Here is a 17,780-nt window from a genome sequence, read left to right as displayed (position 1 = left end):
GACCACTACTATAAAAACATTATACGTGAGTCGAAATCAGCCTAAATATTCATCTGCTAGCAACGGACGTGCGGAGAACGAGGTCCGTCACCTCCGGGCCTCACCACGTTCGGTCGCTGTGGCTAGAAAGTCCCACTCTCGGATGGCAAAACCCACAATTTCGATTCGCCGTTGAAGCTGTTCCCACTCACGCGAGATCTCTCGGCGACGATCCTCTTCGGTGACGTCGAGTACCTGGTCAACGATCGTCCCGCGAAGTTGGTTCGGTGACTCGACATCGAACTCGTTCTTCCATCCTCGGATCTGAGCGTTCATCTCGGTGAGCCATTGGGGGAGGTCTTCGACGGTGTGGTCGCTGTCCCGAAGGCGTATGGCCTCCGTGAGTGCTTGACGACGATAATCGGGGAAGTATGTCGTGTGGGTCCCGGTGTCGTCACGGTGGAGGATGCCGTCGTCGACGAGCCGTTCGAGGGCGCGCTTAGTCGGCCCGTGTGACCAGTCCGCTTCGGAGGCGATCCAGTTTGCTGTCCGCGGCTCTGAAACCTGTCGGGCGACCATCCGCACCCGGTCTTCACCCGTGGGTTGGCGTTTCATCGGGCCCTCGGAAATTGATTCACCTCCAGTCATAGAACACCGTTCGTGCTGTGTCATATAATAGGTCACAGGCATCTGGTCTATCACGAACACGGCCCTCGCCATCTCACAGACTCGGCTGAGGCGACCCAGAGAAATTTCGAACCCCGTTCTTGGCGGCTCTACCCCGGGGGAAGCGTCTTTCTGAGCCGATTGCAGCAGTCGTGCTTCACCGACGGCGTCGGGGTACTTCAAAGTGGTCGTGATTACGAGAATAATCATGACCACGTGTCGTATCCGGTTCATCGAAAGAATTCGGGGATTTTGAGCCTCCTAGAAGCGAAATTCTGTATTAAGAATATTTGTACACTATATATTGCTATACAGAATTTTGGATCTCGTTCTGCCACAGTTTCGGAGGATAGACCAGTTTTGGATCGAATCGCCATCAAGTTGAGGTGATTCTCACCGATCAGGCATCGGTTTTGAATCTTTACTCTCGAACTACCAGAAGAGCGTACGAAATTGCGTGGATTTTGGCGCTGCTGAATACGGTTGTCACTCTTGAGGAGCGGACCCAGCGAGATCTCAGTGGGTTAGTCGTACGGAATCAACGACGAGGCAACGAGCTCAACACACTCACCCGCAGTCAACACTGGTGCGTAGTCCATCTCTCCGTCGACGCCTGCTTTCAACAGAAAATCGGTCAGCCGCCAGATGTTGTATAAAAGAACCGCGAACACGAAGTAGAATAGGCGAACACGGTAATCTTTCGAGGAGGTCTTCGCGAGAAAGTCTCCCTTGATGCTCTTGTACTCGCTCTCGATCTGCCACCGGCGGCTGTAGCGTCGACAGAACGTCTCGGCCTAGTCAGGTCCAACCCGGAGATTCGTCGCGAAGACGGTCATTCCCTCACCACTCGTCGACGGCACGTACAGGAACCGCATTGAGTGCGAACCCGTTTCGACGTGAACAGAAGACGATTCCACAGCTACGTCCTGACCGTCTTCGTCCATCTGGTCAAACACCTCCCGCTCGGTGTTGGAGATCCGTTTTGGGATGAGATAATTCACACCGAGGTTCGAAAGAGTCTGGAACACCCGCATTGAGTCGAACTCTCGGTCACACAGCACTGTCTCGATCGGGACGTGTTCTTTCGCTCGCCGAACCAGTTGCCGTACTGTTCGATGAATCTGATTCGGCGGGTTCTCATCCCATTCAGAACTCTCTCGGACTGGCTCAACGGCGAGAACGAGCGGAATATTCTGTCCAATGATCGAGAGCGTCGCGAATTTGAACGCTCGATCGTCTCTGCCCTTCGTTCCACTGACCATCGGCATCCCTTCGACATCCCCGTAATAGGGGATAGTCGTGATATCGATCGCAGCGGTAACTGGTCTCCGAAGGGACACTTCAGAGGCGATCACGGAAAGCAAGCGATCCGTCGTCTCGTTGAAGCCGTCCACGAGCTCGTCAGGATCGAACTGCTTGACTGCGCGGAGATGAGTATCACCGTGGGGACCGTACTCTTCCCCACGACGGTATTGGAAGCGAGTCGCTCCCTGCCCAGTTCCGCACCGAACCATCCCCATGAACGTCTGTAACTCGAAAAATTGCATGTCCTCGTACGAGGCGTTCGGCGCCCGATCAGAGTCGAAGTGTCCAAAGGCGTGATCACGCGCGAGGCGCGTCGTCTGGATGATCTTCTCCTGTGAGAAGGATTCGTCTTCTATTGAGTCTGCGGCTTCCTCAGTATCCTCGACGATCTCTGCCTTTGGCCGAACCTCGGGCGCTGAGATGTTGCGATCGTGGACCTCTTTGACAACAAAGTGTGCGGCAGCGTGGACGTATTCGTGGGTCGCGTCATCGAATCGGTTCCGCCATGCCCGCGAGAACGCCGATTCGTCGGGCACTCGGCTGAAACCGAGGATAGTCGCCACTTCCGGTTGCCGGGTGAGTCGTCGAGTGAAGTCAGCGTACGAGTCACCCGTTATCTCCATGAACACGAACGAGAGAACCATTGCGCGAAAAGAGAGCGGCGCAGGATGCCACGCTGGATACCCGTCTTCGATAGCATCTATCGAATGATCGAGCTTCTCGAACGCGGTGACGAGATCGGTTTCTTTGAGCTTGTTCCGAATAGTAATCCCTAGTTGGTACGCTTCACACAGAGAGCGCATTCACAGACGCTCGTCGCGAGTTGAGTCGTCAGAACAGTGCATGTGATTTCTGAGGCGGTTAACAGTAAAGTGGTCTACTTACTCCATATCTGTCATTTGGATTTTATCGACGAGTGGTCGATCGCTACTCTTGTACGTGATAGTCGATCCGACGTGATTATTAGCGAATGCTTTGGCTTCATCTGTTTCAGAAAATCCCATTAGATCCGGCCCTATATCCCCAATCACGTCTATTTTGTTGGCGTAAGTGAGCTCAGTCGCATCGGATAAAGTATCCAGTTCGGTTGGTATTGGCCTCTTTTTGCCAGTTCCTCCCGGAATCTCCCAGTCGACACGAGAGTGGTCTGAAATTACGGTCTCCCCCTGTCCTGTTGTTCGATATATCGAAGTGATATGGAAAGAGTCCGTACGTGAGGTACAGGTCCAGACGAGGTGTGTAATGTCTTTAAAATCCTCAACAGACCCCCGTCTGGGTTCCGGGTGTATATCAACTTAGGAGACCTGTCTGTTGGGTCTGCCGCGGTCTCCGGTCACGGTTCCGCCTCGATATTCCGTGTTCTGCCTAGAGAAATCTACTGAATTAGGTACTAATTCGACACATCCATCGAATGCGTCAGTGTCCCATCCCACCGAGAGGCTGATAATGTGGGAACATTGGGTGTGGGAGGTGTATACCGAGTGCCATCAGTCCGTGCGCGAACAACACGTACCCCAGCACAACGAACACAACGCCAAGCAACCGATGGACGCGACGCCGGTGGGCAACGTCGATCGACTGGATAATCGTTCCATAGAGGAAGACGGCCGGGATCGTCCCGATACCGAGGGCACCGAGAGCGATTGCCCCAGCGGTCGGGGATCCGCTCGCGAAAGCGAACAGATACGCGGGATACAGCATCGGACAGGGAAGAAACGCATGGACGGCGCCAAGACCGACAATACTTGGGCTGTTGACGTGTCGGTGAACTCGCGTCGCAAGCCACGATGTGACGCGCTGTACGCCGGGTATTCGAATATCGCCTCCACTCCCTCCGATGACGTACCGAACCCCTGTCAGCACAATGAACCCTCCTACCGCAAGACCGACAATGCCTCGCAGGAGGCCAGCCATCGGTGTCAGTTGATCAGCGGTGACAAAGACGACGCTTCCGAGCGCGCCGAAGACAGTTCCAAGAATTGCGTACGTCGTCGCTCGCCCGACGTTGAACAGGAAGTGCTGGCGAACCTCGTAGGTCGTGAGATGACCGGCACGTCCGTCGTTGGCTGTCGTCGTTCCGCTGTCAGGCTGCGGCGTCATCTGCTTCGAGTACATCGTCACAAGTGGACCGCACATCCCGATACAGTGTGCGCCGCCCAGCACGCCGATGAGGACGAAGAGCACGACGTCAATCCGGAGGAGCGACTCGATCACAGTCGTTCTCGGCTACGTATTGGTTTGTGTCGTCTGGTGTGTCTATCGAACGAGACCGGACAGATACCGAGGACGCGTTACCACTGGCTAACAAGGGGTCGTGCTAGGCTGGGGACGCCTCAATCATCTGGAGTGTAGCTTGGGACAACAATTCTTCACAGTGGGTGCCAATACGTCAACGATGACGGACGAAATAGATATCCCAACCGAGCCGCGGGCTGCGGTCGACGCACTGGCGACTCATCTAACTGCGACCGCAGATCGCCCAGTAGCGCCAGCAACGAACCGATGGCTCGGAGAGGCTGAAGCAGTCGCCCGTGATGCTACCAGTGACGATCTTGACCCGCAAACCAGACAGAAACGGGTTCGTCAGGTTGTCACACTGCTTGAGTCGGCTGACGAAACAGACGATGTGGTCGCCGACCGCCACATCGAAGCGGCGATTGAATGCTGTCGAGTCGTTCTCGCTAACGAGTGACTGTGTTCCTTTTTGCACGGAATCGCCCTCTCGGCGCTTATTAAATTCATTAATTAGAATAACCAAATTAAACCTCATAAAGTTATTCTCTTTCGTTAAAGAAACCTATATACGTTACAAAAGTATATTCTAGCGCGCCACACTTATATTCGTAGTCTCTGAAGAATACTTTGATGAGTTCAAAACAAGACGATCTTAAAGAGACAAACACCGAGGCTCGCTTCGAGTTCAAAAAAGAGGAGAAGTCCGCCTTCAAAAGCGAGAAGGGGCTCACCGAGGAGACGGTCCGCGTCATCTCTGAGGACAAAGACGAACCCGAGTGGATGCTGGAGCGCCGGTTGCGCGCGCTCAGACAGTTCCAAGAGATGCCGATGCCGACCGACTGGCCCGGCCAGCCGGACCTGAGCGAGGTCGACGTCGACGAGATCATCCCGTACATCCGCCCCGACGTGGACGTCCGGGCGGGCGTCGACGACTGGACGGAGCTGCCCGACGAGATCAAGGACACGTTCGACAAGCTGGGCATTCCCGAGGCGGAAAAGAACGCGCTCTCGGGCGTCGGCGCGCAGTACGAATCGGAGGTCGTCTACCAGAACATGCAGGAGCGGTGGGAGGAGAAGGGCGTCATCTTCTGTAACATGGACGAGGCCGTCCAAGAGCACGAGGAGCTCGTCAAGGAGTACTTCATGACGGAGTGCGTCCCACCGAGCGACAACAAGTTCGCGGCGCTTCACGGTGCGATCTGGTCCGGCGGCTCATTCGTCTACGTCCCCGAAAACACCACCGTCGACATGCCGGTTCAGGCGTATTTCCGGATGAATTCCGAGGGAATGGGCCAGTTCGAGCACACGCTCATCATCGCTGAGGAGGGCTCCGAAGTCCACTACATCGAGGGATGCTCGGCACCGAAGTATTCGAAATTTAATCTTCACTGTGGGGGCGTCGAAGTGTTCGTCGACGAGGACGCCCACGTCCAGTACTCGACGGTGCAGAACTGGTCGAAGAACACGTACAACCTGAACACGAAGCGCGCCATCGCCGAGAAGGGCGGGCGCATGGAGTGGATATCGGGGTCGATGGGGTCGAAGGCGACGATGCTGTACCCCTCGACGATCCTGAAGGGTCGCGGCGCCTCCGACAACCACATCACCATCGCCTTCGCGGGCGAGGGGCAGGACATCGACACGGGCGCGAAGGTGTACCACAACGCGCCGGAGACGAAGTCGACCGTCGAGTCGAAATCGATCGCGAAGGACGGCGGCCGCACGAACTACCGCGGACTCGTCCACATAGCTGACGGCGCGGAGAACTCCTCGACGGCCGTCGAGTGCGACGCGCTGATGTTCGACAACGAGTCGACCTCCGATACGATGCCGTACATGGAGATCAACGAGTCGAAGGTCGATGTCGCCCACGAGGCGACCGTCGGGAAGATCGGCGACGAGGACATCTTCTACCTCCAGTCGCGTGGGCTGGACGACGACGACGCGAAACAGATGATCGTTTCGGGCTTCATCGAGCCCATCACCGAAGAGCTGCCCATCGAGTACGCCGTCGAGCTGAACCGGCTCGTCGAACTCGAGATGGAGGGCTCGCTGGGGTAATTCGATGCCGGAGTGTACACATTGCGGAGGACACGTCTCACAGCGATTCGTGACGGTGTTCGGGTTAGACGGTGGTGACGTAGTCGCCTGTCCGGCATGTTCCGGTCGGTCACACATTGCAGAGACGATCGTGGATCGGTACTAGTCAGGGACCATGGAACACTGCTTTGCGTGTGAGACCGACTACGGGTACCTCGGAACGGCCCCACACGAAGGGTGCTGTCCAGCCTGTGGCTCGACTGCTGTCACTCCCGCAGGCGATCTCAGCGTCGTCGACACGACAACATGGGAGAGCGCGAACGGGCTCTCAACGGTCCACGTGACAGCGACTGACAACCTATCACGCCAGTTTGAATTTGTCATTGCGGCGCGGCGGGGACAAGGAAAACTCGTCTGCCTCGCGATCGATGAGGTAACCGTGCCCACTAAGACTGTGTGGTCAGTTCCATCTGCCGTTGCTACGAGAGTTACCGCGCATGGTATCAGGATCAGCGACTCAACGCCAGCTCAGAGCTCACAATGAACAGTACTGGCCAGACACACAGTAGAACGCGTCTGTCCTGTCCCAGTCACGAGAGGTGATGCCACATGATGAAAGAGCGCACTAACGAAGAGTGGCTGAACACAGTTTCCCGCAGAAACGGTACTGATGAGCCTTCATCGAGCGAAACCGGCGACGGACAGTCTGTTACCCACTCCGTTTCGGAGGAGGGTAGGGACGGACAGCACAGTCGGACCACATGTCCGGAGTGTCACGGACGACTTCGTCGAGCCGATGATAACGTTGATGCGGTCTGTGACGACTGTGGACTCGTCGTTTCAGACGCGACGCTTGATACGAACATCAAACTGTACACGCCAAACGGCACCGGCGATCAGGACTCCCGCGTCGGACCAGCAAGCACGAACCTCTTACACGATAAAGGGTTGTCAACGATGATTGGGTGGCAAAACACCGATGCGAAGGGGAACGCGCTGTCAGGAGAACAGCGACAACAGATGCGTCGCCTCCGACGGTGGGATGAGCGCTTCCGACGACGCTCATCTGCGGATAGGAATCTCATGCATGCACTCGGTGAGATCAATCGCATGGCTTCCGCGCTTGGCGTACCCGACAGCACCCGAGAGACAGCAGGCGTCATCTATCGTCGCGCACTTGCGGACGGACTCGTTACGGGTCGAGCCGTTGAAAGCGTCGCCACTGCGGCGCTATACGCGGCGAGTCGCATGGATGATGTCCCGCGCTCTATTGACGAGGTCTCAACAGTGAGTCGCGTCGAACAAATTCGCGTCGAGCGGGCGTATCGACACGTCTCACGTGAACTCGGGTTGGAAATCGCTCCGACAGACCCCCGTTCGTTCATCGGACGGATCGCGTCGGACGTGGAGTGTACGGACGCGACAGAGCGAGAGGCACGACGTCTCGCCGGAATAGCGGTTGAAAACGGCGTTCACAGCGGGAAACATCCGGTAGGCATCGCCGCTGGGGCATTGTACGCGGCCGCTAAGCGATGCGATGAGTCGCTCCGACAGACAGATATCGCTGATGCTACGGACGTGAGCGAGATGACGATACGGAACCGGTATCCTGAGATTTTGGCCGCAACAGATACGGAGGATGAGTAGACACAGTGAATGACAACGCTGCCCCCGAACTCAGAGGCGTATCTGGCTAACCCACATACAAGCTTGCTGCTGTATGGCGATTCAGCACAGCCTCTTCCCCCCAAATATTCGATTCTTTTGTTCGATGCCGGACTGTTCCGCCAAAGAAAATAACTTTTCTTCGACTGACTGAAACCTGTCGACCTCTAGACTAGGTTGACGCTATCGACGAAGTGGGGAATCTGTCAGAGGCAAAACGCGTGGCTCGAAGGGACCATCGAGTCACGCGGGTTTCCGCTCTAAGCCAGGCGATCTGTGACTGATTCGATAATCGCGGTTGTCTTATGAAGTTTACCAGCGGATGTCTGTCGAGAGTCGCGCACACGTACATATACGGTATAGGCCATGAGAGGCGGAGTGGTCCGCGAGACGAAATATATTGATCCACTATTTATGTATATTGACAGACCTATGAACTCGGACTCGTCAGTTACTCGGTTTGATCCGACGACTACTCGGTCAGCACTCGACGCTGTATTCACTGCTGTCTCCGAGTTTAAAAATACAGATGCGAAAAATCTCCGGCGTCTCGACAGATATATCGACGCCGACACAATCAACCTCCTGTTTGGTGGTCCGGATAGTTCAACAACGCGTATTGAAGAGGGGACCCTTTCGTTTCGATACGACGATGTATTCGTGACTGTGACACATGACGGATGGATCGAGGTCGTCGACGCAGACGCGTTCCGCACACGGCCAGCACACCATAGACCGTCAGCCGACGCACGCGCACAGCAATCGACCGAAGCGGCTCTCGAAGCGGCGGCAGCGGCGTTCGCCGAGGCCGAAGAATACGTCTGGACCGCCGCTAGCAACACTTCGGATACTGAACTCGGCGATCCGCTCTGGGCAGTGGTGGAGCAACTCTGGGCCATTCAGACATCGATTGACGACCTCACCGCGCAGTCGTCTTCGACTGAACCGCTGGCAACACAGACAGATGACCAGTTGTGACGAGATGACCGATGACGCACTGTTCAACCTCGGCATCGATCTCAACCGGGAAGAGACAGTAGGTGGCGCTATTGATCGGACACTGACTGCGGTCCGTACCACACTGGGGGACACAGCGATTACCGTGTGGCGAAGCCGCAACGAGCATGGTAGCAACCTTGAGAATGGCCAATCGTCGGAACAGTCGTCCCCACCGGTGTTCAGTTCCGAACGCCAGACGGGTCGGTCGGCTCGAATCCCTCCACCAGAAGCAGCTCTAATCAAGCGATGTTTCACGGCTGATGCGCCGGTTCGAACTGACGGGGTGGCCGGACCAATCGCACCGGATGATAACCGCTGGCTTCCGCGTCAGGAACTTTTCGTTCCGATCGATTCCGAGCGTGTGCTATCGGTTGGCTGGGATCACCACGATCTCGCGACCGCGTTGGACGAGGCCGCTGTCCGTGATGTTCTCGAGCGAGCAGCAGGGTTACTCGCCGCGGCACTCGACCGTATTAGCTCCCAGACCCGTGACCCGACAGGCGAGATCGCCTCGGATATTCGCCTCGGTGCGTTTCAACAGGCGATCGAGGACGCCGCCGATGGCGTCGCCATCCTTGACGACGAGGCGTACGTCTATATCGACCAGACGCACGTCGATATGTACGGATTCGACAGCAAACAGGAGCTGCTCGGTCGAAGTTGGCAGGAGCTATACGCTGCGGATGAAGCGGCACGGATCGAGAAGGAAGCTTTCGACGCGCTCGAACGCGATGGTCACTGGCAGGGGCGAGTAAGGGGAAGTCGGCCAGATGGAACGACGTTCCCGGCAGAGCTGTCCCTGACAATAGTCACCCCGTCCCGAATGGTCTGTACAGTGCGTGACGTGAGCGATCGTGAAGCACGGGAACACGAACTCGCATTAAAAGAGCGGGCGCTGGACGAAGCAGGGACCAGCATCCAGATTACGGACCCAACCCAACCGGGGAACCCGTTGGTGTACGTCAACGAGGAATTTGTACAGCTAACCGGATACGAGCGGTCAGAGGCTCTCGGCCGAAACCCGAGATTCCTCCAGAGCCCCGGATCAGATTCGGAGACGACAAAGCGAATCCGTACGGCGATCGAAACCGAGCGACCGATAACAACTAAGCTGAGAAACTACACCGCGGAGGGTGAACCGTACTGGGCGAAGCTCTCCGTGACGCCGGTTCGAGACGCAAACGGAATCGTGACAAACTACATCGGAGTTCAACACGATATTACCGAGCAACGACGGCGGATCAGAGAGCTCAGAAACCAGACTGAGCGGCTGGAACTCGTCCTCAGCGGGACGGAGACGGGCATCGGTGAGTGGGACTTCAGTACCAACACAGTCACGTTGGACGCCACTTTACGAGAGGCGGTCGGAGCGAGCCCGACGACGATAGACGAATGGCAAACAGTAGTTTACCCCGAAGACCGCGAGCGTGCCGCTGACGCCTTACGGCGGCCGATCGAGACCGGCGATCCGGCTGCTGAGACGATACGAATCGAGACGGATGACAGCGAAGTCACGTGGATAGATCTACACACCGTTGCGAGCGATGCCGGTAATGGCTCCGCCAGTGTGCTGGCGATGGGGCGAGACGCGACGAAGCGCTCCGAGCGTGTGAGATGGGCGTCGAAACTGTTTGATCAGGGCCCGCTGCTGTTCGTTCAAACTCGGGCCGTTGGCGGCGAAGCGGTCATTGAGGCCTGTGACCGGTCGTTTTTCGATGCGCTGGGGTACGAGCGCGAGGCGGTGGTTGGACAGCCGCTCAGCGAGTTTTACGACGATACCTCGGCCGATTCGCTCCAAACAGACGGCTACGAACGCGCGCTTAGCGGCGATCTCACCGTTGCGGAACGCACGCTCGTGACGACGGACGGCGACACGGTCCCGTGTCTGTTACGGGCGATCCCGCGGACCGTCGACGACGAAGTCGTAGGTACCGATGTGCTGTTCATCGATATCTCTGAACGCGAGAAGTACACTCGGCGACTGAAGGCAGTGTTTAACAGCCTGCACCAGTTTACCGCGTTAGTCCGCCCCAACAAAATCGTGACCGACGTGAACGATACGCTGGTTACACGCATCGGCGTTGATCGGTCGACAATAGTTGGTGAACCGATCGACAAATTCCCGTGGCTGAACCTTGACCCGGGCCACGGGCTCACGGTTTGTGAGGCGGTCAACCGCGCGGGTGACGGTGAACTCGTCCAGACCGAAGGAGAGCTACAGGGTCCAGACGGTCTCGCACGCATCGACGTGTCGTTCAAGCCGATTCGTAAAGCCGCTGGTGAAATCACGCTGATCGCGGTTGAAGGGAAGGATATCACCGTGAAGACGCGACAGCGACAGCATTTACAGGTGTTCCAGCGGGTCGTCCGACACAACGTCCGAAACGATTTAAATAAACTCGTGGGATGGACAACGATACTCGCCGAGGAACCGGACGCTGACTGTCGTCAGGATCATCTCCGCCGACTGACGCGTATATTCGACGGGTGGGAACGACTTACGAACAAAATGCAGGTGATCGATCGCGCGATACGGGAGATACCACACGACGAGTCGAGCGTTAACATCGCTGAGGTCACTGAAACGGCCGCAACGGCGGTACGAGATGACCACTCGGACGCAACGATCGCGGTCTCTGTCGACGCGACCAACGAGAGTGTCTCACGATGGCTTACACACCCACTTACCGAGGTGATAAAGAACGCGGTGGCCGCAGGAGACCGAGAAGATCCGTACGTCAACGTATCGGTGAGACAGGTCGACAACGGCTGGCTCCAGATCGTCGTGGCCGACGACGGGCCTGGCATGCCAGATATCGAGCGGGAGGTACTCGTCACCGGCGAAGAGACGCCGTTACAGCACGGTTCTGGGCTCGGGATCTGGCTGATTCGGATGTTAGTCTCGGTACTCGGCGGGGAGATCGACGTCGACGTGACCGACACAGGTACCGAAGTTGTGCTTCGCGTTCCGACGTCGTCAGCAAACCGTAATCTGGGTTTAGCCGCACCCGGGCAGATGTCCTAGGGGGCATACCGTACAAACTGCGAGGCGTGTGGAAGGGTCGGCAAAGCCCCGTCTCACAACGAGGGGCAGCGATCCGAAACCCAGCAACCGAGGCCGGGTTGTGACACGGACTCGTCGGGTAACAGTACCGTATTCACTCCGGGGTAGACTCGCCGCCGTCTTCATCGACTATTCCGGAAGGCTGTCGGTCCACTGCTTGGGCCGACGCTTCACTATCCGAGCACGGCGACGAGCCAACCACCTGCCATGTGGGGGCAACATCTCGCTTTCCACACACTCGCGCCTCAATCTGGCCGTCGTCGGTTCGCATCTCAATAACGTAATCGAAGTGTGCCGACCCAAACCAGCTGGAACCGTCGATGTCGCTCGCTGGTGGCAGGTGGATGAGCCCGCCGACGCCCTGATTTCGCCACTGGCCGACCAGTTCGTGGAGGAACCTATCGAGTGCAGTCGAGTCATGATGCGCCAGCAGTTGGGTCAACGTCGCGATCGCGAATGTTCCCGTTCGATCACCCGTCGCGAGTCGTGTCGTCGCCCGTTCGGCGGCGACACCGAGCGAGGTGAGGTCACCACACCGGACCGGTCGGGACTCCGGCGTCGCGACGTCAACGCCGCCATCCGTCTCCGCCCCGGGCGTCGCGTCGATGACGGTCGGATCCACCGTCGAGAGTTGCGAGCGTACCTCATGGCGCGGGTACTTCGTCGTCAGTACGGCGCCGTTCTCGGTCATCGCCGCGTATACGGCATAAAACAAGTCATCGAACAGCTGAGAGTTCGGCGCGGCAAAGCCAACGACATCGTCAGGTTGGACGCCAGTGTCAGCGATGAACGCCGGAGCGATCGCTTCTGGCGACGGCTGTAAGACGGCTTCGAACGCGTCACCGGGATGGCTCTCGGCGTCAAGAAGCCGCTTGATTAGACTGTCCGCGTAATCGTCGGCATAGACGGATGAATCGACCCACGACGAGCGTTCATCGCTCGTTGCGCTCACGGTGAGATCATCTGACCGGTTCAGGTACTCGTACACTATCGTGGCCCGGTCGAACGAGCGGGTACTCACGCGGAATCTCCTCCTCGTGTTGGGGGGTGGCGGTAACGGCGGGGTGTCGAATTTCGCGCCGCACGATCGCGGGGAGGATTCATACTGACAGATGCTCCGTGAGCGATCCTAATTCTGCGCCCGGATATGTATGCCAGACGGAGAGAATGCCTGATATGTCCGTGTTTAACTTCGCAACAGTCGGTGGCAGCTCGTCACTCGAAGAATCCACGCATGATCTTCGACTCCGCGGCCCGTAGATGCTGGTGGAGCGTCGACGAGGACACGTCGAACCGATCGGCGAGGTCGGCGCCGCTGATACCACGCGGGTCATCGTAGTACCCCTCCTGAAGCGCTGTTTCGGCTATCTCCTGCTGTCGGTGCGTCAGCCCCGGGCTCCCACTCGGCCCGTCGCCGACCTCGATCGACCGGGACAAATGCCGCTTCGAGACGAGCCGACGCGACTCGGAAACGGCGGACAGCTTCTCACGGACGTGACCGACCACCGTCGGATCTGTCGTCCAGAACTCCAAGACGTCGGCGTTTGGGCGGGACCGAACGCCACGCAGCTGCGTGTCCGTCTCGATAAGCACGTCGCGAACCGGAGCCAGCGACCGGCTCGGCGTATCCGTCATCCGCACCGCGACCTCGTGTGCGTCGCCCTCGACCGAGTCGATCTTCTCGAGTTCGAGACCGGGTGTCACTGCGACGTAGTCGCGAAACGCCGTGTCAGTGTACCCCTCGATTCGGCCGGTCATGTGGAAGTGCTCCCTGCCGGTCAGCGCGACGTGTTCGACGACGACCGTGCCGTCAGCTGGAAGGTCCGGAAACAGTGGCGACGGGTTTTGACACTCGAGATCGAAGACGAGCGGTGCGTTCGCCCCGTGTGTCGAGTCCAGCGACGACAAACGCATTCCGGCGGCGTCGGTCACGGCCTCGATCGCCCGGCGCTCCGGCTCGTTGAACCGACCGACGTCCGTGCTGGTGAACTCGGCGACAGCGTGGACGGTCCCGTGATAGCTTAGTGGAGCCGCGAGCGATTCTCGGTAGCCGAACTGGAGCAACCGGCTGACATACTCGCCGTGGCCGTTCGGGGGCGCCCGCCTGTCCACGACACGCTGCTGCTCGTTTTGTGAGGCGGCGGCGACTGCGGGAAACGGCTCCTCGCTCGTTTCGTACAGCTTTGCCGGCCCGCCCGGCTCAGACACCGAAAGCGGATCGACCCGCTCGGTCACGGGGTCGTACGTGCCGACGAGCGCGTACTCCGCTACTCGGTCACCGAAGTCGATGACTGCATCGCGCACCGCCGCCGCTGTGTCGGCCGCCACGAGGGTTTCGACGGCCTCGGCTACCGCCGCCCACAGGTTTCGATACCGATCTGCCTGCTGTTCCGTACGCGCAACGTCACCCGAGAGGCCCTCTATTGATGTCTGCTGATGTATCTGTGTGAGCGCCGCCGAAACCTGTTGGCTCACCGCCCGAATGAACGACTCCAGCGTCTCGTCGGGTTCCTCGACGATCACGCTCAGGAGGCTTGCGTCATCGAGCTGTGTGACGAGCGCGTGCTTTTCGCCCGCCACGGTCGAGTCGAGAACGGCATCGCCGTCGAGCCAGTATGTGCCGGGTTCGTTGAACGCTCCCCAGAGGTCCGTTTCGCCCGGCGGGATCCGCTGTCGACTCGCTGTTTCGGACTCGTCGCCCGCCGTCGCGATCCGCACGAGCGCTCCGTCTGGCGTGTCGCGGTTGTATACGCCAATCTCGTCGGCTGTCACGACGTCGGCGATCGCCTCGACACACGCGTCGAACGCGTCCGCTGGATCCGTTACTTGGAACACACGATTGCTCACGGCGTACAGGTTCGTCAACCGGCGCTGTCGGTCGATCTCGTCGCGTGCGTCGGTGAGCTCGGTGATGTCGTTGGCGACACCGAGTATCGCATCGTCGTCACTGTCGAGCGGGGTAAACGGTATCTTCCACGTTTCCAATACGCGTTCCGTACCCGTGGCGTCGGTAAGTGTCTCTTCGGCACGATACAGCGGGTCGCCAGTCTCGATCACCCGTTGATCGTCTTCAGTGAACGCGTCCACCTCGTCCGGGTCGGCCGTGAAGTCGGCGTCGGTCGACCCGATCAAATCCGTCACCGTAGTGCCGTACGCTTCCGCGACCGCCTCGTTTGCAAGCAGAAACTCTCCGTCGGTGTTCTTCGCAAAGATGAGCTGCGGGACCGCGTTGATGATTCGTTCGAGCTGATCGCGTTCGGCCTCGATTCGATCACGCGCCTCGCGCAGTTGCCGTCTCTGTGCGGCGAGCTGTATCGCTGTACTGAGATATTGGGTAATGATCAAGACGAGTTCGCGCTCGCTCTCGTCGAAACCAGCCGTGTCTGGCGCTCCCACAATAAACACGCCGTCATCTCCAACGGGAACGATGAATTCGGCACCGATTGGCGTCTTACGGTTGTGGGCGTGAGCCTCCGCGGCAACATCCGGATAGTATGCGGGCGTGCCGGCATCAAACGCTTTCCACGCGAGCGACTCGCCCGGCCGGAATTCCGGTACCTCATCGACGATCGACTGCCCCGCGCTGGAGACAGCAACTGGAACGAGCGCGTCAGTCACCGTCTGCTCGGAAGCGGTAGCAGCAGTCGTCTCCGTCTCAACGGTTTTACACGCCCAATAGCCGGAGAACGGTCGGTCGATAATTTCCGTCACCCCCTCGATCGCGGTCTCGATCACCGCTTCGTACTCGTTCGCCATCATCATCTCTTCAGCGAGCGAACGCGTCTCCTCGAGTCGACGAAGCCGGCGTTCCCGCTCGGTGAGATCGATATTCACACAGGCTATTCCGCCGTCGGGAAGCCGCGCAAGCGACACTTGCTGCGTGATAGAACTCCCGTCGCGTTTGACGCCGACCAGTTCACCGTCCCACGACCCCGTCTTTTCGACGATCGGAAGTATTTCCGCTTCGATCCGCTCGATGACGTCGTTGGTGTACACTTGTCGCCACGTGTCGCCGCGTAGCTCATCGGGGTCCTCGTACCCGAACATCGTGACGTGCGCGTCGTTGAGATACGTGTACTCACCGTCATCGTTCAGGAGAGCGATACCGGACGTCGTCAGATCCATCGCGGTCGCCTGGCGTTCGAGCCGGTCGAGATACGCCATGCGCTCGCTTGCGTCCTGAAAGACGCCGAGTACGTACTCGGTGCCACCGTGTGTAATCGTCGTCGATGTTGCGTCAACGGGGACTGTCGATCCGTCTGCACGAAGGATCGTTACTGGATCGTCGACTTCTGCAATTGCGTGTTGCTGCTGGCCTTTCTGAACTGCCTCGAATCCTTCGCGATGACGGGTCTCGGTCTCCGGGGGGTGCAGTTCCGTCTGGTGCATCCCGATAAGCGACGACCGGTCGCGGCCGAACAGATCGGTCGCAGCCTCGTTGACTGCCACGACGGTCCCCGTGTCGGCCTCTGCGACGAGGATCGGTGATGGCGCCTCGATCGCTAACCGCGCAAGGAACGTATCAGCGTCGCGGTCAGGCGAGGTGGGTTCCGGACTCATCTTGATATGTAAATTACTACTCTGAATCGATTTGAGGGTGTCGCCGCGATGGCATACGATCAGGTTTCACGGCGGAAAAGCGAAAAATTCCTGCGTCAATAGACGCCATGATATTCAGGATTAGCGAGTAGATGCCTATTGCAACCACTGAACAGATACTTTATTGAGAATTCGTGGAGACTCTCCCCACGACTTTTCGCACATGGTATGAGAATTGGATAGAAGGCACGCATCAAATCTATCCTCCGAGATTATGGTTCTGCACGGCGTCACTCCTCACCGAGTCCCGAAAGCCGAGCCTGGAGTTCTTGACCTCCTCCCGCGCCTAAAGACGCGGGTATGCGCTCGCACTATGTATCATCCGATCACGGGTTGGATCTCTGGCTGATACAACCGAACCGCTGTAAACTACCCCACCCTACTTCGCTCACCGCATACGCGGTTCGCTCGTTGAGGGTGGGGCTTTGATGTGGACTCCCGGCAATTAGTCGCCAGCAATAGGCTGGTAACTCTCGCCGCTCAACATCCCACCATTCACACGCACGTCTACTGGTGCGTCTCCGCTCCCCGACTTGGGCGAGGAACGGAGGCTGTGTTCCTGTTTCCGGGCGTATCGCACCCCGATATTCTTCGCTGCATTGTAGTCCGCATTGACCTCGTAACCGCATTTCTGACACTCAAAGTGTTCACCATCACGGTTTGATTCGTGCGTGAACCCACAGTCCGTCCGAGAACAACGTTGGGACGTGTGGTTCGGCGCAACCTGCTTCACCGCAACGCCTCGTTCAGCGGCCTTGTACCCGACGTACTCATAGAGGCGACGGAATGCCCAGACGTGGTGCCACTTCGCCTGTGGAAGCCGCTCACGGATGTCTGTTAAGTCCTCGAACACGATCACGTCGCATCCGTTCTCGACAGCTTCCGTGACGATCTCGTTGGCGACGACATGGATGTACTGTTTCCGCCACGCTTCTTCGCGCTTTCCGAGGCGAACGAGTGCGTTGTGCGCGGCTTGCGTGCCGCGCTGTTGCATCTCACCACGCCGCTTCTCGAACTCGCGGCACCAATGATCGTAGTCGTCACCTTGCCAGAACGTGCCGGTCGAAGATACTGCAAGGCTGTTGACGCCGAGGTCGATACCGAGGACTGTTTGGTGCCCGGTATCTTCCGAAACCTCGAACTCGTCGTCATCGTCCTTCCGGGTTGTAATGTGGAAGTAGAACTCGTCGGTCGCCTTGTCGTATTGCAGTGTACTCGCCCGGAACTC

The 17,780-nt window shown here is 58.1% G+C and carries 10 protein-coding genes and 1 pseudogene; 4 read left to right on the top strand and 7 right to left on the bottom strand.

Going from position 1 to position 17,780, the window contains the following annotated elements; translation table 11 throughout:
• Nucleotides 1-87: 87 nt before the first annotated feature.
• The 4 genes and pseudogenes from GRS48_RS11115 to GRS48_RS11100 all read right to left on the bottom strand — a co-directional run bounded on the left by GRS48_RS11115 (nt 88) and on the right by GRS48_RS11100 (nt 4,164).
• Entirely contained in the window at nt 88-669 is a 582-nt protein-coding gene (locus GRS48_RS11115) for a hypothetical protein (protein WP_159486788.1), read from the bottom strand.
• Between the two features lie 500 nt (nt 670-1,169).
• Nucleotides 1,170-2,753 (bottom strand): annotated as a pseudogene (locus GRS48_RS11110) (transposase).
• Between the two features lie 78 nt (nt 2,754-2,831).
• On the bottom strand, nt 2,832-3,137 hold the full coding sequence (locus GRS48_RS15435) for a nitrous oxide reductase accessory protein NosL (protein ID WP_394351203.1): 306 nt from the start codon (nt 3,135-3,137) through the stop codon (nt 2,832-2,834).
• A gap of 229 nt (nt 3,138-3,366) precedes the next feature.
• A complete protein-coding gene (locus tag GRS48_RS11100) occupies nt 3,367-4,164 on the bottom strand; it encodes a sulfite exporter TauE/SafE family protein (protein ID WP_321168410.1) in 798 nt (265 codons plus the stop codon).
• A gap of 651 nt (nt 4,165-4,815) precedes the next feature.
• Here GRS48_RS11100 and sufB point away from each other — a divergent pair.
• From sufB to GRS48_RS11080, 4 genes are all read left to right on the top strand, one after another.
• A complete protein-coding gene (sufB, locus tag GRS48_RS11095; RefSeq protein ID WP_159486494.1) occupies nt 4,816-6,246 on the top strand; it encodes a Fe-S cluster assembly protein SufB in 1,431 nt (476 codons plus the stop codon).
• 588 nt (nt 6,247-6,834) lie between these two features.
• Nucleotides 6,835-7,872: a transcription initiation factor IIB family protein gene (locus tag GRS48_RS11090; protein WP_159486492.1), complete on the top strand. Its 1,038-nt coding sequence runs from the start codon at nt 6,835-6,837 to the stop codon at nt 7,870-7,872.
• A gap of 450 nt (nt 7,873-8,322) precedes the next feature.
• Nucleotides 8,323-8,868: a HalOD1 output domain-containing protein gene (locus GRS48_RS11085; RefSeq protein ID WP_159486490.1), complete on the top strand. Its 546-nt coding sequence runs from the start codon at nt 8,323-8,325 to the stop codon at nt 8,866-8,868.
• 382 nt (nt 8,869-9,250) lie between these two features.
• Nucleotides 9,251-11,914, top strand: a complete 2,664-nt coding sequence (locus tag GRS48_RS11080; RefSeq protein WP_159486488.1) for a PAS domain S-box protein — start codon at nt 9,251-9,253, stop codon at nt 11,912-11,914.
• Between the two features lie 133 nt (nt 11,915-12,047).
• Here the strand turns inward: GRS48_RS11080 and GRS48_RS11075 are convergent, their stop codons facing one another.
• The 3 genes from GRS48_RS11075 to GRS48_RS11065 form a co-directional block, all read right to left on the bottom strand.
• The gene (locus GRS48_RS11075; RefSeq protein WP_159486486.1) at nt 12,048-12,974 is read right to left on the bottom strand and encodes a hypothetical protein; all 927 of its coding nucleotides are present in this window, start codon (nt 12,972-12,974) and stop codon (nt 12,048-12,050) included.
• Nucleotides 12,975-13,168: 194 nt separating this feature from the next.
• Entirely contained in the window at nt 13,169-16,513 is a 3,345-nt protein-coding gene (locus GRS48_RS11070; RefSeq protein ID WP_159486484.1) for a PAS domain S-box protein, read from the bottom strand.
• A 484-nt stretch (nt 16,514-16,997) separates the two neighbouring features.
• The coding region (locus GRS48_RS11065) for an RNA-guided endonuclease TnpB family protein (protein ID WP_159486482.1) at nt 16,998-17,780 on the bottom strand (783 nt) is incomplete at its 5' end.

Source organism: Halorubrum sp. JWXQ-INN 858 (genome assembly GCF_009806985.1).
Classification (GTDB): domain Archaea; phylum Halobacteriota; class Halobacteria; order Halobacteriales; family Haloferacaceae; genus Halorubrum.
This window is presented reverse-complemented; position numbering and strand designations above follow the sequence as displayed.

Excerpts from the sequence above, each read along its gene's own strand:
- sufB (WP_159486494.1), top strand. The coding sequence starts at position 4,816 with ATGAGTTCAAAACAAGACGATCTTAAAGAGACAAACACCGAGGCTCGC.
- GRS48_RS11090 (WP_159486492.1), top strand. The coding sequence starts at position 6,835 with ATGATGAAAGAGCGCACTAACGAAGAGTGGCTGAACACAGTTTCCCGC.
- GRS48_RS11115 (WP_159486788.1), bottom strand. The coding sequence starts at position 669 with ATGCCTGTGACCTATTATATGACACAGCACGAACGGTGTTCTATGACT.
- GRS48_RS11070 (WP_159486484.1), bottom strand. The coding sequence starts at position 16,513 with ATGAGTCCGGAACCCACCTCGCCTGACCGCGACGCTGATACGTTCCTT.
- GRS48_RS11085 (WP_159486490.1), top strand. The coding sequence starts at position 8,323 with ATGAACTCGGACTCGTCAGTTACTCGGTTTGATCCGACGACTACTCGG.